The 19,348-nt window shown below is 71.3% G+C and carries 15 protein-coding genes and 1 pseudogene; 10 read left to right on the top strand and 6 right to left on the bottom strand.

The genetic code is table 11. The annotated features are described in order from the left end of the window. The first annotated feature begins 26 nt into the window (after positions 1 to 26). From E4N62_RS11275 to E4N62_RS11265, 3 genes are read left to right on the top strand one after another with little or no spacing between them, the layout of a single operon-like run. Positions 27 to 2,999 (top strand): glycoside hydrolase family 2 TIM barrel-domain containing protein, encoded by a 2,973-nt coding sequence (locus tag E4N62_RS11275; RefSeq protein WP_230213752.1) that lies wholly within the window; start codon positions 27 to 29, stop codon positions 2,997 to 2,999. 25 nt (positions 3,000 to 3,024) lie between these two features. Beyond that, the gene (locus tag E4N62_RS11270; RefSeq protein ID WP_230213751.1) at positions 3,025 to 4,854 is read left to right on the top strand and encodes a LamG-like jellyroll fold domain-containing protein; all 1,830 of its coding nucleotides are present in this window, start codon (positions 3,025 to 3,027) and stop codon (positions 4,852 to 4,854) included. Positions 4,855 to 4,875: 21 nt separating this feature from the next. Beyond that, entirely contained in the window at positions 4,876 to 6,567 is a 1,692-nt protein-coding gene (locus tag E4N62_RS11265; protein ID WP_230213750.1) for a PHP domain-containing protein, read from the top strand. A 20-nt stretch (positions 6,568 to 6,587) separates the two neighbouring features. Here E4N62_RS11265 and E4N62_RS11260 read toward each other — a convergent pair whose 3' ends face one another. Genes E4N62_RS11260 through E4N62_RS11245 form a run of 4 tightly spaced genes read right to left on the bottom strand, consistent with a single transcriptional unit; the run spans position 6,588 to position 10,432 of the window. Continuing rightward, a complete protein-coding gene (locus E4N62_RS11260) occupies positions 6,588 to 7,043 on the bottom strand; it encodes a MaoC family dehydratase (protein ID WP_230213749.1) in 456 nt (151 codons plus the stop codon). A 14-nt stretch (positions 7,044 to 7,057) separates the two neighbouring features. Next, positions 7,058 to 8,566, bottom strand: a complete 1,509-nt coding sequence (locus E4N62_RS11255) for a long-chain fatty acid--CoA ligase (protein WP_230213748.1) — start codon at positions 8,564 to 8,566, stop codon at positions 7,058 to 7,060. Positions 8,567 to 8,615: 49 nt separating this feature from the next. Continuing rightward, positions 8,616 to 9,494 carry an amidohydrolase family protein gene (locus tag E4N62_RS11250; protein WP_230214092.1) on the bottom strand — a complete coding sequence of 293 codons (879 nt, stop codon included), beginning with the start codon at positions 9,492 to 9,494 and terminating at the stop codon, positions 8,616 to 8,618. Between the two features lie 20 nt (positions 9,495 to 9,514). Continuing rightward, positions 9,515 to 10,432: an SDR family oxidoreductase gene (locus tag E4N62_RS11245; protein WP_308184894.1), complete on the bottom strand. Its 918-nt coding sequence runs from the start codon at positions 10,430 to 10,432 to the stop codon at positions 9,515 to 9,517. Positions 10,433 to 10,704: 272 nt separating this feature from the next. Here E4N62_RS11245 and E4N62_RS11240 point away from each other — a divergent pair, with 272 nt between their 5' ends. Together E4N62_RS11240 and E4N62_RS11235 are read left to right on the top strand one after the other, a co-directional pair. Then, positions 10,705 to 11,130 carry a MarR family winged helix-turn-helix transcriptional regulator gene (locus E4N62_RS11240; protein ID WP_230213747.1) on the top strand — a complete coding sequence of 142 codons (426 nt, stop codon included), beginning with the start codon at positions 10,705 to 10,707 and terminating at the stop codon, positions 11,128 to 11,130. Between the two features lie 7 nt (positions 11,131 to 11,137). Then, a complete protein-coding gene (locus E4N62_RS11235; protein ID WP_230213746.1) occupies positions 11,138 to 12,004 on the top strand; it encodes an IclR family transcriptional regulator in 867 nt (288 codons plus the stop codon). A gap of 324 nt (positions 12,005 to 12,328) precedes the next feature. Here the strand turns inward: E4N62_RS11235 and E4N62_RS11230 are convergent, their stop codons facing one another. Then, positions 12,329 to 13,426, bottom strand: coding sequence for a serine hydrolase domain-containing protein (locus tag E4N62_RS11230; protein ID WP_230213745.1), 1,098 nt, complete (start codon positions 13,424 to 13,426; stop codon positions 12,329 to 12,331). Between the two features lie 40 nt (positions 13,427 to 13,466). Between E4N62_RS11230 and E4N62_RS11225 the strand changes: the two genes are divergently transcribed. Together E4N62_RS11225 and E4N62_RS11220 are read left to right on the top strand one after the other, a co-directional pair. Next, entirely contained in the window at positions 13,467 to 14,450 is a 984-nt protein-coding gene (locus E4N62_RS11225) for a PQQ-binding-like beta-propeller repeat protein (protein WP_230213744.1), read from the top strand. A gap of 252 nt (positions 14,451 to 14,702) precedes the next feature. Then, complete coding sequence (locus E4N62_RS11220; protein WP_230213743.1) at positions 14,703 to 16,106, top strand: glycoside hydrolase family 16 protein; 1,404 nt, start codon at positions 14,703 to 14,705, stop codon at positions 16,104 to 16,106. A gap of 206 nt (positions 16,107 to 16,312) precedes the next feature. On the opposite strand, the gene E4N62_RS11215 is transcribed toward E4N62_RS11220, so the two are convergent. Beyond that, positions 16,313 to 16,435 (bottom strand): hypothetical protein, encoded by a 123-nt coding sequence (locus E4N62_RS11215; RefSeq protein ID WP_374116969.1) that lies wholly within the window; start codon positions 16,433 to 16,435, stop codon positions 16,313 to 16,315. Positions 16,436 to 16,488: 53 nt separating this feature from the next. Between E4N62_RS11215 and E4N62_RS11210 the strand changes: the two are divergent. From E4N62_RS11210 to opcA, 3 genes and pseudogenes are all read left to right on the top strand, one after another. Then, positions 16,489 to 16,731, top strand: a pseudogene (locus E4N62_RS11210) (transketolase); the annotation flags it as partial. 121 nt (positions 16,732 to 16,852) lie between these two features. After that, on the top strand, positions 16,853 to 18,382 hold the full coding sequence (zwf, locus tag E4N62_RS11205) for a glucose-6-phosphate dehydrogenase (protein ID WP_230213742.1): 1,530 nt from the start codon (positions 16,853 to 16,855) through the stop codon (positions 18,380 to 18,382). After that, positions 18,379 to 19,320, top strand: coding sequence for a glucose-6-phosphate dehydrogenase assembly protein OpcA (gene opcA, locus E4N62_RS11200; protein ID WP_230213741.1), 942 nt, complete (start codon positions 18,379 to 18,381; stop codon positions 19,318 to 19,320). Before zwf ends, opcA begins: the two co-directional genes overlap by 4 nt. Positions 19,321 to 19,348 lie beyond the last annotated feature (28 nt).

Below are 19,348 nucleotides of genomic sequence, written 5' to 3'. Positions count from 1 at the left end.
ACGCCACCCCCGACTCCGGAACGGTCATGACCGACGCACTCTTCGCCCTGCGCCCCTGGAACTCGCCCGAGGTGACCTCCTGGGGGCGGCTGCCCATGAACGCCGTGGACCGGCGTGCGGGAGCCGTGTCGCTCGACGGCCGGTGGCGGTTCCAGCTGCTGCCGTCGCCCGAGCAGGAACCGGGACCCGCCTGGTCCTGGGCCGACCTCCCCGGTTCCTGGGCCCTGGACGTGGCGGAGGATCCGCCGCAGTACACCAACGTCCGGATGCCGTGGGCCCAGTTCCCACCGGACTCCCCGCCCGAGAATCCGACCGGCGTGTACGAGCGGGAGGTCGAGATCCCTGCCGAGTGGGCCGGCCGCCGGATCGTGCTGCACGTCGGAGCCGCCGAGAGCGTGCTGCTCGTCCAGGTGGACGGAAGGCCCGCCGGTGTCTCCAAGGACTCCCATCTGGCCGCCGAGTTCGACCTCTCCGGGCTGGTCCGCCCCGGCGCGAGGGCCACCGTGCGGCTCACGGTGGTGAAGTGGTCGGACGCCTCGCACATCGAGGACCAGGACCAGTGGTGGCTGGGCGGCATCACCCGCCCGGTGCTGCTGTACGCCACCGATCCGCTCCATCTCGCGGACGTGACCGTACGGGCCCGTCGCGACGGGGAGCTCCGGGTGGACTGCCGGATGCGCGCGGTGGCGGGCACGGCGACGGGCGCGCTGCCCGCCGGGTGGTACGTCAGCGGGGAATTGGACGGTCAGGGGCTGGAAGGTCTGGAGCTGACCCAGGACCGTGAGTTCGACCGGCTCAACGCGGAGGACGAGCGGGTCTCCGGCTTCCTCGGCGAGGCCCGGATGGGGACGGTCGTCCCGGACGTGCGGGCCTGGAACGCCGAGACCCCCGAGCTGTACGACCTCACCGTCCGGCTGCACCGCGCCGACGGAACGGTGGCCGACACCTCGCACCACCGGGTCGGCTTCCGCGACGTGGAGATCCGGGGCCGGGACCTGCTGGTGAACGGCGAGCGGGTGTACTTCCGGGGCGTGAACCGGCACGACTTCCATCCGCTGACCGGGCGGACGGTGTCGCGGGAGGACATGCGCGCGGACCTGTTGACGCTGAAACGGTTCGGCTTCAACGCGATCCGTACCTCCCACTATCCGGGCGACCCGGCCCTGTACGACCTCACGGACGAGCTGGGTTTCTACGTGGTGGACGAGGCGGACGTCGAGTCGCACGACCACGCCCACGAGATCGCCGACGACCCGCGCTATCTGAACGCCTTCGTCGACCGTGTCTCCCGCATGGTCCTGCGGGACAAGAACCATCCGTCGGTGATCGTCTGGTCGCTGGGCAACGAGTCCGACTACGGGGCGAACCACGACGCGGCGGCGGGCTGGCTGCGACGGCACGATCCGACGCGTCCGGTGCAGTACGAGGGCGCGGCGAAGCTGGACTGGGCGGCCACCGACGACGCCTCCGACATCGCCTGTCCGATGTACGCGCCCATCGAGGACTGCGTGGCGCACGCGCTGTCGGGCGAGCAGACCAGGCCGCTGATCCAGTGCGAGTACTCGCACGCCATGGGCAACAGCAACGGCACCCTCGCCGACACGTGGGCCGCCATCGAGGCGACCCCGGGTCTTCAGGGCGGGTTCATCTGGGAGTTCTGGGACCACGGCATCCTCCAGCGTGTGAACGACGGACGACCGGCCGGGCGTGGGGGCGCCGAGCTGTACGAGAACGGTGTCGCGGGCCCCGGTCTGCGCTGGGCCTACGGCGGCGACTTCGGCGAGACGATCCACGACGGCGCGTTCATCGCCGACGGGGTCGTGTTCCCCGACCGCACGCCCAAGCCGGTGATGTTCGAGCACCGGGAGATCGCCGCCCCGGTGCGGCTGTCGGTGGAGGGCGAGGGCACCTGGCGGGTGCTGCGGGTGCACAACCGGCAGCACTTCCGCGATCTGTCGTGGCTGGCCGCCGAGTGGGAGTTCGCGGCGGCCGACGGCGGCAGCTGGACGGTCCCGGCCCAGCTGCCCGCCGTACCGCCCGGCGGTTCGGCCGTCATCGACCGGCCCGAGGTGCCGGGCGGGGCCGGCGAGATCTGGCTGACCCTGCGGGTGACGACGGCGGGCGACGAGCCCTGGGCGCCGCGCGGCACCGAGGTGTGCAGTCCGCAGGTCCAGTGGTACGCGGCCGAGGAGGGCGAGCCGGTGGTGGGCGCCGAGGAGGATCTCGGGCACATCCCGCCGCCGGAGACGGACCCGGACGGGCTGCTGCTGCACCCGCTGCTCGCCTCCCCGCCGGTCCTGAGCCTGTGGCGGGCCCCCACCGACAACGACGTCCTCGGCGGCATGGCCGAGCGCTGGCGTGAACTGGGCCTGGACCGCATGGAGCGCGAGCCGGTCGCCGTGGAGCGCAAGGGGTCGTCCGTGCGGGTCCGCTCCCGTTGGTCGACGGGGGCCGGACAGGTCGAGCACGAGCAGGTGCTCACCGCGCTGGTGGACGGCCGGGTGCTCGTGGAGGAGACGGCCGTCCTCCCCGAGGAGCTGACGGACGTGGCCCGGGTCGGCACGGTGTTCGAGACCGTCGACGGTCTCGACGACCTGGCCTGGTACGGGCAGGGCCCCTGGGAGAGCTACCCGGACCGGGCCGCCGGGGCGCCCGTCGGCCACCACGGGGCCCCCGTGGACGCGCTGTTCACCCCGTATCTGCGGCCGCAGGAGAGCGGGGGCCGGCACGGTGTACGGCACTTCACGCTCTCCGGGGGCGGCCACGTCCTGGCGGTACGGCTGGACGGCCCCCGGCAGGTGTCGGTCACCCGGCACCGCGCGGCTGATCTGGCGGCCGTGGCGCATCACGACGAGTTGGTGCCCCGGCCCGGCTGTGTGGTCCACATCGACGCGGCGCACCGGGGACTGGGCACCGCGTCGTGCGGCCCCGACACCTCGCCGTCGTACCTCGTTCCCCCGGGTGTCCACCGCTGGTCGTGGACGCTGCGGGCGCTCTGAACCACGAACCTCTTACGGAGTCACTGTGTGCACCTCGCACGAACCGGGGCAGGAGTCTGCCCAGGCCCGCTCGGGCAGACGTAACTTCCTGCGCGCGACGGCCCTGCTGGGCGCCGCGGCGACCGCCTCGCTGCCCGTCGTGGCGCAGGCGGCGCCCGGGCGTTGGAAGCCCGATCGCACGAGCCGTCGCTTCACGCTCGCCGTCATGCCCGACACGCAGTACCTGTTCGACGGGCCGAGCATCGACCAGGCGCCCGTCGAGGCGTCCCTGCGGTACCTCCTGGAGCACGGTGCGGAGGAGAACATCGTGTTCCTGTCCCACCTCGGGGACCTCACCCAGAACGGCACCGCGCGGGAGACCGCGGCGATCGGCGAGGCCTTCCGGCTCCTCGACCGCAGGGGAGTCGGCTACAGCGTCCTCGCGGGCAACCACGACGTACGCTCCTCCACCGACGACCAGCGGGGGCCGACCCCGTACCTGGACGAGTTCGGACCCGACCGCTTCGCGGGCCGGCCGACCTTCGGGGGCGCCTCCCCTGACGGTTACAACTCCTTCCACCTGTTCGAGGCGGGGGGCCGGCAGTGGATGGTGCTCGCGCTGGACTGGCGGCTCTCCGCGAAGGGCTTCGCCTGGGCGAAGGACGTCCTGGCCGGCCACCCGAGGACTCCGGTCGTCCTCACCACGCACGAGATCGTCGACGGCGACGACTCCCTCTCGTCGTACGGGCAGCAGCTGTGGGACCGGCTGATCAAGGACCACGACCAGATCTTCCTCACCCTCAACGGGCACTACTGGCCGGCGGCGCGCGCGACCCGCAGGAACGCCGCTGACAACGATGTCCATCTCCACCTCACGAACTACCAGAACCGGTACTTCGGCGGCGCGGCGATGATCCGTCTCTACCGCTTCGACCTCGACCGGAACACCATCGACGTGGAGACGATCTCCCCGTGGATCCTGGGCCGGGCGGCCGAGGGGCTCAACGAACTGGAGCGGCAGGAGAGCGAACTCTCCGGCGATGCCGACCGGTTCACGGTCGAGATCGACTTCGAGAAGCGGTTCGCCGGTTTCGCGCCGGTGCCGGCGCGGGCCTCGCGTCCGGTGTCGAAGATGCTGATACCCGGCACGGTCGCCTACTGGCGGTTCGACGGGCAGCGGGACGGCGCGCAGGTCGGCGGCACCGTCCCGGACCGCTCCGGGCGCGGCAACGACCTGACCCTCGTGACCGTCGGCGGCGGCACCCTCACCTGGTCCGCCGACCACCACCCGGACCAGCCCGGCCACGGCAGCCTGGAGTTCCACGGCGGCAAGCCCCCGCTGACGGGCGCGTATCTGCGGACGGTCGACGGTGCGCCCCTGAACTCGGCCACGTTCAGGGACGGTTACACCATCGAGGCGTTCTACCGGCTGCCCGCCGACTGGAACCCCTCGAACCACGCCTGGGCGGGCATCCTCGGCCGCACCGGCACGGGCGGCGCGGCGGGCAGGACCGCCGACGACCCGGACGAGCCGCTCGCCACTCTGTCGCTGTCGAACGACCGGGAGCCGCAGTGGGCGGTGCGCCCGCTCAACCAGCAGGGCATCGCCACCAACTGGGGTCAGGAGACCCCGCTGGAGACGTGGTGGCACCTCGCCGTCGTCAACGACGGCCGGCACACCACCCTCTACGTCCAGGGCTGCCCGGTGGTGCGCAACCCGAAGGCCACCGCCGTCGGGCTCACCTCGGTCGGACTGCCCTGGATCCTCGGCGGCTACGAGTACGCCGGGAAGATCGACCAGATCCTGCACGGACGCCTCGGTGACGTCCGCGTCGTCGAACGGGCGTTGCCCGTCAAGTCGTTCATGAACCACTGAGACGCGAAGGAACCACAGACCATGTCCGACCTCTCCGGCACACCCGAGCAGCAACTGCCCACCTGGGCCGATCCGTCCGTCTCCCCCGCCGACCTCGACGCGCAGGGCGTGTCACGGCGCGGACTCCTGCGCGGCGCGGGCCTGTTCGGCGCCGCCTTCGCGATGGGCGCCGCGGGTGCCCTGACGGCTCCGGCCTCCGCCGCCTCCCGCCCGTACGGGGGTGAGGACCCTCGGCTCGCCTACCTCGTCGGCGACCACCACATCCACACCGTCTACAGCCACGACGCCAAGTACACGTTCTCCCAGCTGGCCTCGGCGGGCGCGAAGTACGGCCTCGACTGGATGGTGTTCACCGAGCACTCCAACTTCGGGCACGCCGACTTCGGTGCGGCGCTGGAGCACGAGGAGATCCTCAGAGCCCGTGCGGAGAACCCCCGCCAGCTGATCTTCCAGGGTCTGGAGTGGTACATCCCGGCCGCCGAGCACTGCACGGTCTTCACCACCCCCGGGCGGCACGAGGTCGACCTGCTCACCCGCTTCGAGAGCGCGTACGACGGCAAGCTGCTGGGCTACACGGACGGGTCCGTGGGCGGCGCGGACACCGCGCGCAACGAGGCGCACGCCGTCAAGGCGATCAAGTGGCTGGCCCAGCAGCGCCGTTCGGGCTACGTCGACGATGTGCTGGTCCTCGCCAACCACCCCATGCGGCTGGGCATCGACTCCCCGCACGAGATGCGCGACTGGCGCGACGCGGCCCCGGAAATCATGATCGGCATGGAGGGCGCGCCCGGCGCCCAGGGCGCGGCGATCCCCGGCTGGCGCGGGACGAACTCGATCCGCGGGGAGTACGAGAACAAGCCCTCCGCCCAGTCCTGGCCCGGCTATCCGGCCGAGGCGTACCTCACGTACGGCGGTTTCGACTGGTCGACGGCGACCGTGGGCGGACTCTGGGACGCGATGCTGGCCGAGGGCAGGCTGTTCTCGATCACCACCAACTCCGACGCCCACCGGATCGTCTTCGACACCTGGAAGAACGGCGACTGGCCGGCCGGGCAGAACTTCGACAACACCGGCAAGCTGCCCGATCCGGTGAACACCGACGCCCCGCAGCCCGGCAGCGACTTCTGGCCCGGCCAGTTCAGCCGCACCCACGTCGGTGTCACCCGTTACGGCTACCGCTCGGTGATGGCGGGGCTGCGCGCGGGCCGTGTCTGGGTCGACCACGGCCATCTCCTCGACGGCCTGGACGTCCGGGTCAAGCGCGACCGTGACCACGGCCGGGGCGTCACCCTGGGCGGCCGGCTGCGTGTCCGCAGGGGCGAGCGGCTCACCCTGAACGTGACGGTGACGACGGCGTCCCGCGCCAACCCGCACGGGATTCTGCCGGAGTTGGCCCACGTCGACGTCGTCCGGGGCGCGGTGCGCGGGCCGGTGACGGACCGGGACGCGTGGCAGGCCCCCGACACCAAGGTCGTCCACACCACGGACGTGAGCGGTCGCACGGGCACGTACACGCTGCGCGTCCCGGTCACGGCGGGCGACGAGTCGTTCTACCTCCGCCTGCGCGGCAGCGACGGCAAGCGCAACGGGACGGGCTACCTGGGCGCGGCGGTCGACCCGCACGGCCCGGTCCCCCACGAGCCGGGCGACGGCGACCCGTGGGAGGACACGTGGTTCTACTCGAACCCGGTGTTCGTGGACGTGATCGGGTGACCGGGTGATCCGGTGACCGGTCAGGCGTAGAAGCGCGACAGGCTCTGCAGGACGGCGGCGGGCTTCCCGCCGCCGTCGATCTCTATCGCGCCGTCCACCGTGATCTGGACGCCACCCGGGACGTCCTCGACCGAGGAGAGCTTGGCGACCAGCCGGATGCGCGATCCGACCTTCACCGGCGAGGGGAAACGCACCTTGTTCAGGCCGTAGTTGACCTTGGTGGTGACTCCCTGGACGTCCAGGAGTTCGGTGAACAGCGGGATGAAGAGGGAGAGGGTGAGGTAACCGTGCGCGATGGGCGCCCCGAACGGGCCCTCCTTGGCCTTCTCCTCGTCGACGTGGATCCACTGGTGGTCCCCCGTCGCGTCGGCGAACGTGTTGATCCGCTCCTGGGTGACCTCGATCCACTCGCTGGTGCCGAGGTCGCTGCCGGCGAGCTTCTTGAGTTCGTCGAGACCGTTGACCGTGATGCTCATGTAGCTGTCCTTAGCTAGGAGTTGGTACCGAAGGCCTTGCGCACCCGTGCCTTCAGCAACTTGCCGGAGGCGGTCCGCGGCAGCTCGCCGGCGATGACGACCGACTTCGGGATCTTGTATTTGGCCAGCCGCCCGGCGAGCGACGCCAGCACATCGTCGGCGTCCAGCGAGACGCCCTCCCGAGGCACGACCACGGCGCGCGGCACCTCGCCCCACTTGTCGTCGGGCACGCCGATGACCGCGCACTCGACGATGTCGGGGTGGGCGAGGAGCTGGTCCTCGATCTCGGCGGGGTAGATGTTCTCGCCCCCGGAGATGATCATGTCCTTGATGCGGTCGACGATGAAGACATAGCCGTCCTCGTCGACGCGGGCCGCGTCCCCGCTGCGGAACCACCCGTCGGCGAAGACCGCGGCGGTCTCCTCGGGCAGCCCCCAGTAGCCGGGCATCACATGGGGCCCCCGGACCACCACCTCGCCGGGCTCGTCGACGTCGACCGGGGTCATGTCGGGGCGGACGACCCGTACGTCGCTGAAGAAGTGCGGTACGCCCGCCGACCCGGCCTTGCTCACGGCGTGCTCGGCGTCGAGGAAGAGCGTGCCGGGGGCGGCCTCCGTCATGCCGTAGCCCTGGAGGAAGGTGAGCCCGCGCTCCTGGAACCTGGCGATGAGCGGGGTCGGCACCGGGGAGCCGCCGCAGGAGAGCATCCTGAGCGACGACAGGTCGGCGCCGGCCCAGCGGGGGTGCCGGGCGATCTGGTCGAACATGGTGGGCACGCCGAACATGAAGGTGATCCGGTGCCGTTCGATCAGGTCGAAGGTGGTCTCCGGCACGAACGCCTCGACCAGGACGCAGGTGCCGCCCTTGAGCAGCACGGGCAGGGTGAGCATGTTCAGCCCGGCCGTGTGGAACAACGGGGCGGAGACCAGGGCGCGTTCGTCGGTGATGACGTCCTGGTCGACGAGCACGTTGACGGCGTTCCAGATGATGTTGCCGTGGGTGAGCATCGCGCCCTTGGGGCGGCCGGTGGTCCCCGAGGTGTACATGATGATGCAGGTGTCGTCGGCGACGACGGGCTGGTCGATCGGGTCGGTGTCGGCCTCCGCGAGCAGCGCCTCGTACTCGGTGCCGATCTCCACGAACGTCCGTACGTCGGTCCCGCCGCCCGGCAGTCCGGCGACGAGCCCGGTGAAGGAGGGCCCGTACACCAGCGCCCTGGCCCCGGAGTCCGCCAGCTGGTAGGCGATCTCGGGGCCCGCGAGGCGGGTGTTGAGCGGGACGAAGACCGCGCCGAGGGTACCCGCGGCGAACAGCGTCTCCAGGTACGAGGGGTGGTTGGGCCCCAGGTAGGCGATGCGGTCGCCGCGGCGCACGCCGACGGCGCGCAGGGCGTGGGCGAGGCGCGTGGTGCGCTCGTACAGCTCCCCGTAGGTGAGGCGCGTGTCGCCGTGGATCAGCGCGGTGCGCTGCGGGGTCTTCCGGGCCCGGCGGGCGGGCCACGAACCCAGTCCCTCATTGCGCATGTGTGTACCCCTGTCCGTCTTCGCACATGGGGAGGTCCATCTGCGTCCTCTACGGTTTGGTCAGGCCGAGCAGTCGGGCGGCGTTCTCCTTGAGGATCTTCGGCCTGACCTCGTCCTTGATCGGCAGCTTCTCGAAATCGGCGAGCCAGCGGTCGGGGGTGAGGACGGGGTAGTCGGAGCCGAAGAGCACCTTGTCCTTGAGCAGGGTGTTCGCGTACTGCACCAGCTGCGGCGGGAAGTACTTCGGCGACCAGCCGGACAGGTCGATGTGCACGCCCGGCTTGTGCGTGGCGACCGCCAGGGCCTCGTCCTGCCAGGGGAAGGACGGGTGCGCCAGGATGATCTTGAGGTGCGGGAAGTCGGCGGCCACGTCGTCCACGTGCAGCGGGTTGGAGTACTTCAGCCGGATGCCTCCGCCGCCGGGAACACCGGCGCCGATGCCGGTCTGCCCGGTGTGGAAGAGGGCGATCGTGCCGGTCTCCTCGATGACCTCGTACAGGTCGTACGCCACGGAGCGGTCGTTGGGGAAGAAGCCCTGGATGCTGGGGTGGAACTTGAAGCCCTTCACCCCGTACTCCTCGACCAGTCGGCGGGCCTGCTTGACGCCCGCCTTGCCGCGGAAGGGGTCGATGGAGGCGAAGGGGATCAGCACGTCCGCGTTGGCGGCGGCCGCCTCGGCGACCTCCTCGTTGGGGACGGGCTCGGTGCCGGTCGCGGACTCGGCGTCCACCGTGAAGATCACGGCGGCCATCTTCCGCTCGCGGTAGTAGGCGGCCGTCTCCTCCAGGGTGGGCTTGCGCTTGCCCTCGACCTTGAAGTACGCGGAGGAGGCGTCGTGCAGGTCGTCGTCCAGCGACGACGTGCCCTTCTTCGAGGACACCTCGGCGTGGGTGTGGACGTCGATGGCGACGAGGTCGTCCACGTTCATGGCGGGGTCGGCGGGGCTCATCACGCCTCCGGAATCTTCGGGGCGGGGATGCCCACGGTCTGCGGCTCGGCGCCCAGCGAGGTCGGCCAGACGTCGGCGAGGGCCTCGGGGGTCCAGCCGCCGTCCGCGTACGCCGTCTTGATCTCCTGCGGGTGGGACCAGAGTGCCACCTTGTCGCCGCCGATGCCGATGGCCTGGCCGGTGACCCCGCGTGCCGCCTCGGAGGCGAGGAAGGGGACCAGGGCCGCGCAGTCCTCGGGGGTGCCGAAGCCCTCGCCCTTGCGCAGGAAGTCGGGGAACGGCTTGCCCTCGCGCAGGGCTTCCACGTAGGGGGCGAAGACCGGGATGGTCTCGGTCATCGCGGTGGCGGCGACCGGCACGATGGCGTTGACCGTGATGTTCGCGCGGCCCAGCTCCATCGCCCAGGTGCGGGCGAAGGCGGCGATGCCGGCCTTGGCGGCGGCGTAGTTGGTCTGGCCGAAGTTGCCGCGCTGGCCGGCCGGGGAGCCGACGAGGATCAGGGAGCCGCCCTCGCCCTGTTCGCGCATACGGATCGCGGCGGCGCGGGCGCAGGTGAAGGTGCCCTTGAGGTGGGTGGTGATCACCGCGTCGAAGTCGTCGTCCGACATCTTCCACAGCACCTTGTCGCGGAGGATGCCCGCGTTGGTGACCAGGATGTCGAGCCGTCCGAACTCCTCCACCGCGCGGCCCACCAGCCGGTCGGCGGCCTCGGTCGTGCCGACCGCGACGACCTCGGCGACGGCCTTGCCGCCCGCCTCGGTGATGGACTTCACGGCCGCCTCGGCCACGGCCTCGTCGATGTCGTTGACGACGACGGAGGCGCCGGCGGCGGCGAGGGCCTGTGCGTAGGCCAGGCCGAGGCCACGGCCACTGCCCGTGACGACGGCGACCTTGCCGGTGAGATCGATGCTGGGCACGAGGGATCCCTTCGAGTGGCGGAACGGCTTCGAGGTCGAAATGCGGCACCGCGGTGCCGAGGTGCGCTGCCGAGATCGAAGTTAAGAGCAATAGTTGTTGACGTCAATAGTTGTTGTTCCCCGGGCGTTGCGTCATGCTGGAGCGGTACGTACGCGCCGCCCCGACCGGGGCGCAGGCCTGATCCCCGCACGACAGGCCCTGGACCAGGGAGCTCGCCATCACCCGCCAGCAGACGCAGGACGCCGCCTCGATCGACGCGCACGAGCCGTGGATGCGCGGGCTGCACGCGGACACCGGCTATCTGCTGTACCGGCTGGGGCTCAGGTCCGGTCAGCTGTTCAACTCCTCCCTCCAGGAGTCCGGCCTCCGGCTGCGGCACTACGCGCTGCTGCGCTTCCTGGCCACCTCCCCGGGCCCGCTCCAGCGCGAGCTGAGCGCCTCCCTCGGCTACGACCCGAGCGCGATCGTCGGACTGGTGGACGACCTGGAGAAACTCGGCTTCGCCGAGCGGCGTCCCTCCCCCGACGACCGCCGCAGCCGGATCGTCGTGCTCACCGAGGACGGCCGGTCCTTCCTCCGTGACACCGACGAGGCCGGACAGCGCGTCTCCGACGATCTGGTGGAGCCCCTCGACGCCACCGAGCGCGCGACGCTCCACGCACTGCTGCAGAAGATCGCCGAGGCCGGACTGGGGTGACACCACGATGCCGATGACCACCGACGCGCTTCCGCCGGCGGGATCCGCGCCCCGGCAGCCCGCGCGGGGAAGCACCCCGGCGGCCGTCCGTTCCGCTCCCGACCGGCTGCTCGCCGTGCTGGCCGCCTTCGACCACGACCACCCGGCGCTCTCGCTGACCGACATCAGCCGCCGGGCCGGCCTGACCCTCACCACGGCCCACCGGCTGGTGGGCGCCCTCACCGAGTGGGGCGCCCTGGAGCGGGACGCCTGCGGGATCTACCACGTGGGACTCCGCCTCTGGGAACTCGCGGCGCTCGCCCCGCGCGGGCTCGCGCTGCGCCAGATCGCGCTGCCGTACCTGGAGGACCTGTACGAGGCGACGCACGAGAACGTCCAGCTCGCGGTCCGCGACGGGGACGAGGTCGTCTACATCGAGTGGCTCTCCGGACGCTCCGCCGTCGGCGTCCACATCCGGGTCGGCGCCCGCTGGCCCCTGCACGCCACGGGCGTGGGCCTGGCGCTCCTCGCACACAGCGACGCGGACTCACAGGACACCTACTGCGAGGGGCCGTTGGCCTCCTTCACGCCGCACACCATCACGGACGCGCCCCGGTTGCGCCGTGCGCTCGCCGAAGTACGGCGCACCGGCGTGGCGGTGAGCAGCCGTCAGGTCACCGAGGACGCGCTGTCGGTGGCCGCCCCCGTGCGCGGACCGGGTGGAGCCGTGGTCGCCGCCGTCTCGGTCGTGGTGCCCCAGGCCGGCGCCCAGGTCCCGGTGCTGACGCCCGCCGTGCGGGTCGCGGCACGCGGTATCTCCCGCGCCCTGGGCTGGCAGCCGGACGAACCCCGCCGGGGTTCACTGATCCCGGGCCGGGGCTCCGCCCCCGCCTGACCGTCGGGCGAGCCAACCGTCCGCCGGGGCGGAACCGGTCCACGGTGGCCGTGCCGAGGCCGCGCACCCGCCGGTCGTTCGGCGGTTTCCGGCCGTAGGAGCCGAGTTCGCCGTAGCCGAAGTCATCGGCGAGGACGACCAAGAAGTCGGGGCCCTGCGCCGGGGCGCGGGCACGGCCGGCTCGTCCCGGGCGCGGGTTCGGTGCCATCGGCGTTGTGCCCCTCCCGGGCGACGCGGCCGACGGCCGATCCGGTCGCGCGGACGGCGGCGGTAGCTTGTCGCGGCAGGTCGGTGGTCGTCGATTCGGCTGTGTCGTGCGGGCGTTCAGCCCGACAGGCCCTCGTAGGCGGCCGCGAGGATCGAGAAACCCCGCTCCTCGCCGAGGCTGCCGTCGATCATCTTGTTCATCATGTACGCCACGGTCATCCGGGCGTCGAGGTCGACCATGATGAGCGAGCCGCCCCAGCCACCCCAGAAGCACGTGCGGGGGCTGGGCAGTTGGCCGCCGTTCAGGCCGTAGCCCATGCCGTAGCGCATCGGGACGCGCAGGACGCTGTCGATGCCGTCGAACTGCTCCTCGAAGATCCGCTCGCACCCCCGCTCCGACAGCAGCCGCACCCCGCGCGCCGCGCCGCCGCAGGACAGCAGCGACTGGACGGCTGCGACCGAGCGGGCGTTGCCGTGGCCGTTCGCGGCCGGTATCTCCGCCCGCCGCCAGGCGGTCGAGTTGGGGGCTCCGTCCGGGATGTGCGGGTTGGGCGGCGGGCCGTCCTCGGGCGGGGAGGAGGGCGGCATGATGATCGGCGCCACACGGTGGTCGTGCTCGGCGGCGAGGCCGATGTGGAAGTCGGCGCCCAGCGGTCCCGTGACCTCCTCGGCGAGGAAGGTGCCCAGGCTGCGGCCGCTGACCCGGCGGACGATCTCCCCGAGCAGGTACCCCTGGGTCAGCGCGTGGTAGCCGGCTTCGGTGCCGGGCTTCCAGGCCGGTTCCTGCGCGGCGAGCCGCGCGGTGACGGTCGGCCAGTCGTAGAGGTCCTCCAGCGTCGTGGGCGCCTCGAAGCGGGGCAGACCGGCCGTGTGCGAGAGCACATGGCTCACGCGTACGTCCTCCTTGCCCGCCGCCGCGAACTCCGGCCAGTACCTCGCCACCGGGGCGTGCAGGTCCAGTTCGCCCCGGTCGGCGAGCATCAGCACGCACAGGGCGGTCATCGTCTTGGTGGTGGACCACACATGGGTCAGGGTGTCCCGCTCCCACGGAACGGTCCGGTCGACGTCGGCGTATCCGCCCCAGAGGTCGACCTCCGGCTCACCGTCCACGTACACGGCGACCGAGGCACCCACGTCCTTGTCGTCCAACGAGGCCGCCAACGCCTCCCGCACCGCGCCGAACCGGTCCGTGCACGTGCCATGAGTCGTCGCCATGAGGGGAAGATATCGGGTCCCCTCGGGAGGAGCCATCGAATTGACCGGGGCCCCGACGAGAACGGCGGCGGCCCGATCCGGCCGCCCCGCACGGCCCATCGGCGTACGGGACGGGCTGGTCTTCGTCTACACCGAACCCGACAGCACCCGGCGGCGCATGGTCGCCCTCGACACCCGGACCGGGAAGCAGCGGTGGGCCCGGGACATCAGCGGGAGCGAGCCGGCGGCCCTCTTCACAGGCGGCCTGCTCGCCCTCACGCCCGACCACTCGCAGGTGATCGCCCTCGACACGGCGGGCAGGGAACTGTGGCGGACCTCCGAACCCGCCGGGGTCAACTGCGTCCCCACGGTGCTCGGCGACGCCCCGTACGAAGTGTGCTGGGAGGGTGACGACTTCCTCGACACGCGCCCGTTCACCCTCGTACGGCTCGACCCCGACGACGGCACGCCTCGGGAACGCACCCCGATGCCCGAGAAGGCGCTCGCCCTGGGCGCCGTCGACGGACGGCCGCTGTTCCTGGAGGCGGAGACCACCGAGGAGGTCTACCAGGCGGGGTACGAGCGGCCGTACGACGCGTTCCTGCGGGTGGCCCCGGAGACCGGGAAGGTCACCCGGATCCCGCTGGAGCGCGCGCTGCGCGGCGCGGCGACGCTCGTGGACGGGGTCGTGTACTTCGTGCGGACCAGCGGGGCCGTCACCGCCGTGTCGGCGACCAGCGGCAAGGTGCTGTGGGAGCTGACCACCGACATGGAGAACCTGTCCGCCCCGGTGGTGTCGGCGGCCCGCGACGAGATCTACTTCGCCAACCGGTTCGGCCGGCTGCTGGCCCTGGAGCGCGGCACGGGCGCCGAGTTGTGGCGTACGGACGCGCTCGACGACCCGGGGGACATCGCCACCCAGACCCCGCCCCGGGTGCTGCTCGTGGACGACGCGATCGTGGCGACGGCCGGGAACATGGCGTTCTCGGTCAACCCGGACGAGCCGACGGAGGCCGGACCGGCCGCTTCCCCCGTCGGCGACTGACCACCCGCCACCAGAGAACCAACCAGCCGCCGTGTGACCGCGTGGGGACGTGGACACCTCCCGAGACGGCCGGTCTTCATATCGTGAACTCGCCGCCCCCGCACGGACTTTCTCCGCTTTAACTCTTGACGGCCGCAGCGCCGGAGCGCACATTGACCGCACGCTCTTCTCTGAGAGCGCTCTCAGGACGGGACTCCGCGGAGCGCTCCCCCACACCCGCGCAATTCACTCCGTACACCCGAAGAGGCCGCCATGAGTGAAACCCCCGGCATACCCGACCGCGGCGCATCCCTGAGACACCGCCGCCCCCTACGACGCGCGTTCCTCGCCGTGGCCACGGCGCTGGCCCTGGCCACCGCCTGGGCGACGACCGCGCAGGGCGCCGCCCCCACCCCGCCCGCCGGCTGGACGCAGGTCTTCGTCGACGACTTCAACGGCACCGCCGGCACCGGCGTCAACACCTCCAACTGGCAGTACGCGACCGGGACTTCGTATCCCGGCGGTCCTGCCAACTGGGGTACCGGCGAGGTCGAGACGATGACGAACAGCACCGCCAACGTCTCCCTCGACGGCAACGGCAATCTCCGCATCACCCCGATCCGGGACGCGGCCGGCCGCTGGACCTCGGGCCGGATCGAGACCAACCGCACCGACTTCCAGCCCCCGGCGGGCGGCAAGCTGCGGGTCGAGTCCCGGCTCCAGATGCCGAACGTCACCGGGACGGCCGCCGAGGGCTACTGGCCGGCGTTCTGGATGCTGGGCGCGCCCTACCGGGGCAACTACCACAACTGGCCGAGCGTCGGCGAGCTGGACATCATGGAGAACGTGCAGGGCCGCAACCAGGTCTGGGCCACGATGCACTGCGGCACCAACCCCGGCGGCCCGTGCAACGAGACGACGGGCATCGGCAACTCCACCGCGTGCCCGAACACGACCTGCCAGTCCGGGTTCCACACCTACACCATGGAGTGGGACCGCTCGGTGACCCCGGAGACGATCCGGTTCCTCGTCGACGGCACCCAGTTCCACTCGGTCAACGCGAGCCAGGTCGACGCGACCACCTGGACCAACGCCACCGACCACGGGTTCTTCATCATCCTGAACGTGGCCATGGGCGGAGCCTTCCCCGACGCGTTCGGCGGTGGTCTGGACGGTGACACCCGCTCCGGGGTCCCGATGGTCGTCGACTACGTGCAGGTGCTGTCGGCGGCAGGGGGCACCACCACGCCGCCGCCGACGGGCACCCGGGACGCGTACAGCGCCATCCAGGCCGAGTCGTACAACAGCCAGAGCGGCACGCTCACCGAGACCACGACCGACACCGGTGGTGGGCAGAACATCGGTGCCCTGGCCAACGGCGACTGGGCGCTCTTCCGACACGTGAACTTCGGCTCCACGGCCGCGACCCAGTTCGTCGCCCGGGTGGCCTCCGGCGCGGGCGCGGGGGTGAGCGGCCTGGTGGAGGTGAGGCTCGACAGCCGTTCGAACGCGCCGGTCGGCAGTTTCTCGATCGGCAACACCGGCGGCTGGCAGTCCTGGCGGACGGTGCCCGCGAACATCAGCCGGGTCACCGGCACCCATGACGTCTATCTGACCTTCACCAGCGGACAGCCGCAGGACTTCGTGAACGTGAACTGGTTCAACTTCGGCCGCTGACAGTCGGCTTGACTGAGGCACGACTCGGGTGAGGGGCGGGCTCCACGGCGGTGGAGCCCGCCCCTCACCGCGTGTCAGCGCAGCTCCGCCCGGAACGCCACCGGCGTGGTCCCGGCGTGCAGCTGGAAGAACTTCGATTCTCTCCTCGCCGCGAATGCCGGGGGCCCCTCGCAGGAAACATGTGAGGGCCGTCCTGCGGTACCCGGTCAGGCGTGAGAGAAACGATGCACCTGCCTCGGCCGGATCCACGACAAGTCGTCCGCGCCCACCTCGTACTCGGCGAAGCCGATCATGGGGCGCACCGGGCCGCCGTCGAACAGCATGACCACCGCGGAACGGAAAGGCCTTGATCCGGTCGCCGTCCGGGAAGTCTCCGTCCATGATGCCGTCGGTGGAGTGGTTCGAGGAACAGCCGCGCGAATATCGCGAGCGCGTGCTGCCGCCGTCCGTGCGGGCCCGCGTGGCGGTCGAGGCGGGGATCGGTCCGACCTGGTACCGCTACGTCGGTGACCACGGCCGCATCGTCTCCCTCGAACACTTCGGCGCCTCCGCCGTCGCCAGGACCCTGTTCGCCGAGTACGGCTTCACCGCCGAGAACGTCGCCGCCGTCGCGAGGAGCGTGCTCGACCGCACGACTCGGCCCGGCACCGACGCGGCCGGCACGCGCGCCCGAAGGAAGATGATCACTGTCGACACGACGCCGCAGGCCAGGGGAAGTTCTTGAACAGCAAGGGAGTTGATGGGGAATGACCACCGAGTGGCGCAATCCGCTCCGGGACGCGGAGGACCGCCGGCTCCCGAAGATCGCGGGCCCGTCCGGGCTCGTCATCTTCGGGGTGACCGGTGACCTGTCCCGCAAGAAGCTGATGCCGGCCGTGTACGACCTGGCCAACCGGGGTCTGCTGCCGCCGGGCTTCTCGCTGGTGGGGTTCGCCCGCCGGGACTGGGAGGACGAGGACTTCGCGCAGATCGTGCACGACGCGGTCCGTGAGCACGCCCGCACCGAGTTCCGCGAGGAGGTCTGGCAGCAGCTCGCCGAGGGGATGCGCTTCATCCCTGGCGACTTCGGTGACGACGAGGCGTTCAAGCGGCTCCGCGACGCCGTCGAGGAGTTGGACAGCTCCCGGGGGACGGGCGGCAACTTCGCCTTCTACCTCTCCGTGCCGCCGAGCATGTTCCCGAAGGTCGTCAAGCAGCTCAAGAAGCACGGCCTGGCCAGTCCGCCCGAGGGTTCCTGGCGGCGCGCGGTCATCGAGAAGCCGTTCGGCCACGACCTGGCCAGCGCCCGCGACCTGAACGCGGTCCTGCACGAGGTGTTCGATCCCGAGCAGGTCTTCCGCATCGACCACTACCTCGGCAAGGAGACCGTCCAGAACATCCTGGCGCTCCGCTTCGCCAACCAGATGTACGAGCCCATCTGGAACCGGAGTTACGTCGACCACGTACAGATCACCATGGCCGAGGACATCGGCATCGGCGGTCGCGCCGGGTACTACGACGGCATCGGCTCGGCCCGTGACGTCATCCAGAACCACCTGCTGCAGCTGCTGGCCCTGACCGCCATGGAGGAACCGGCGGCCTTCGACGCCGAGTCGCTGCTGACCGAGAAGCTGAAGGCGCTCAAGGCGGTGCGGCTACCGGAGGACCTGGGCCGGCACACCGTGCGCGGCCAGTACGCGGGCGGCTGGCAGGGCGGTGAGCGGGTGCCCGGCTACCTGGAGGAGGAGGGCATCGACCGGTCCTCCACCACGGACACCTACGCGGCGATCAAGCTGGGCATCGACAACCGCCGCTGGGCGGGCGTCCCCTTCTATCTGCGCACAGGCAAGCGGCTCGGCCGCCGGGTGACCGAGATCGCGGTCGTCTTCCAGCGCGCCCCGCACTCCCCCTTCGACTCCACGGCCACCGAGGAGCTGGGGCAGAACGCGATCGTCATCCGGGTGCAGCCGGACGAGGGGATGACCGTGCGCTTCGGTTCGAAGGTGCCGGGTACCTCGATGGAGATCCGGGACGTCACGATGGACTTCGCGTACGGCGAGTCGTTCACGGAGTCCAGCCCGGAGGCGTACGAACGGCTGATCCTGGATGTGCTGCTCGGCGACGCCAACCTCTTCCCCCGCCACCAGGAGGTGGAGGAGTCCTGGAAGATCCTCGACCCGATCGAGGAGTACTGGGCGGGGCACGGCAGGCCCGCGCAGTACGCCTCGGGTGGTTGGGGTCCCGCGGAAGCGGACGAGATGCTCGCACAAGACGGACGGAGCTGGCGCAGGCCATGAAGATCGACCTGACTGACACCACGGCAAGCAAGATCAACAAGGCCCTGGTGCAGGGCCGCCGGGCCATCGGCACGCCCGCCGTGGGCATGGTCCTCACGATGGTGATCGTGACGGACGAGGAGAACGCGTACGACTCGATCAAGGCCGCCGAGGAGGCCTCGCACGAGCACCCCTCGCGCACCCTGGTCGTCATCAAGCGGCACGCCCGCACCCCGAAGGACCGCACCAAGTCGCACCTGGACGCCGAGGTGCGGGTCGGCGGCGCCGACGCGGGCACCGGCGAGACGGTCGTGCTGCGGACGTACGGCGAGGTCTCCGACCACGCCGACTCCGTGGTCCTGCCGCTGCTGCTGCCGGACGCGCCGGTGGTGGTGTGGTGGCCGGTGGACGCGCCGGAGAACCCGGCGAAGGACCCGCTGGGCGCGCTCGCGCAGCGCCGGATCACCGACATGTACGCCGTGGAGACCCCGCTCGCCGCACTCGAACAGCGGGTCGCCTCCTACACCCCCGGCGACACCGACCTCGCCTGGACGCGGCTCACGCCGTGGCGCTCCATGCTCGCGGCCGCCCTCGACCAGGCCAAGGAGACCATCACCTCGGCAGCCGTGGAGAGCGAGGCCGACAACCCCAGCGCCGAGCTGCTGGCCCGCTGGCTGGAGGCCCGCCTCGGTGTCTCCGTCGAGCGCGTGCTGACCGCAGGTCCGGTGGTCACGGGCGTCCGGCTCGGCACCGCGCGGGGCGAGGTCGTCATCGACCGGCCCGAGGGGCCGCTCGCCACGCTCACCCTGCCCGGGCAGCCGTCGCGCACCCTCGCCCTGAAGGTCCGCGCCACCTCCGAGCTGATCGCCGAGGAGCTGCGCCGCCTCGACGCCGACGAGATGTACGCCGTCGCCCTGCGGGGCGGCACGGGCGACGGGCAGACCGCCGCCGATGACTGACACGCCTCCGCTCGACTCCCGTATGGAA

The organism is Streptomyces sp. MNU76 (assembly GCF_020982545.1).
Lineage (GTDB): Bacteria > Actinomycetota > Actinomycetes > Streptomycetales > Streptomycetaceae > Streptomyces.
Note: the sequence above shows the minus strand (reverse complement) of the source record. Positions and strands in the feature narration are given on the sequence as shown.

Excerpts from the sequence above, each read along its gene's own strand:
- E4N62_RS11275 (WP_230213752.1), top strand. The coding sequence starts at position 27 with ATGACCGACGCACTCTTCGCCCTGCGCCCCTGGAACTCGCCCGAGGTG.
- E4N62_RS11230 (WP_230213745.1), bottom strand. The coding sequence starts at position 13,426 with ATGGCGACGACTCATGGCACGTGCACGGACCGGTTCGGCGCGGTGCGG.
- E4N62_RS11235 (WP_230213746.1), top strand. The coding sequence starts at position 11,138 with ATGCCGATGACCACCGACGCGCTTCCGCCGGCGGGATCCGCGCCCCGG.
- E4N62_RS11220 (WP_230213743.1), top strand. The coding sequence starts at position 14,703 with ATGAGTGAAACCCCCGGCATACCCGACCGCGGCGCATCCCTGAGACAC.
- E4N62_RS11260 (WP_230213749.1), bottom strand. The coding sequence starts at position 7,043 with ATGAGCATCACGGTCAACGGTCTCGACGAACTCAAGAAGCTCGCCGGC.
- E4N62_RS11250 (WP_230214092.1), bottom strand. The coding sequence starts at position 9,494 with ATGAACGTGGACGACCTCGTCGCCATCGACGTCCACACCCACGCCGAG.
- zwf (WP_230213742.1), top strand. The coding sequence starts at position 16,853 with ATGACCACCGAGTGGCGCAATCCGCTCCGGGACGCGGAGGACCGCCGG.
- E4N62_RS11255 (WP_230213748.1), bottom strand. The coding sequence starts at position 8,566 with ATGCGCAATGAGGGACTGGGTTCGTGGCCCGCCCGCCGGGCCCGGAAG.
- E4N62_RS11240 (WP_230213747.1), top strand. The coding sequence starts at position 10,705 with ATGCGCGGGCTGCACGCGGACACCGGCTATCTGCTGTACCGGCTGGGG.
- E4N62_RS11265 (WP_230213750.1), top strand. The coding sequence starts at position 4,876 with ATGTCCGACCTCTCCGGCACACCCGAGCAGCAACTGCCCACCTGGGCC.
- opcA (WP_230213741.1), top strand. The coding sequence starts at position 18,379 with ATGAAGATCGACCTGACTGACACCACGGCAAGCAAGATCAACAAGGCC.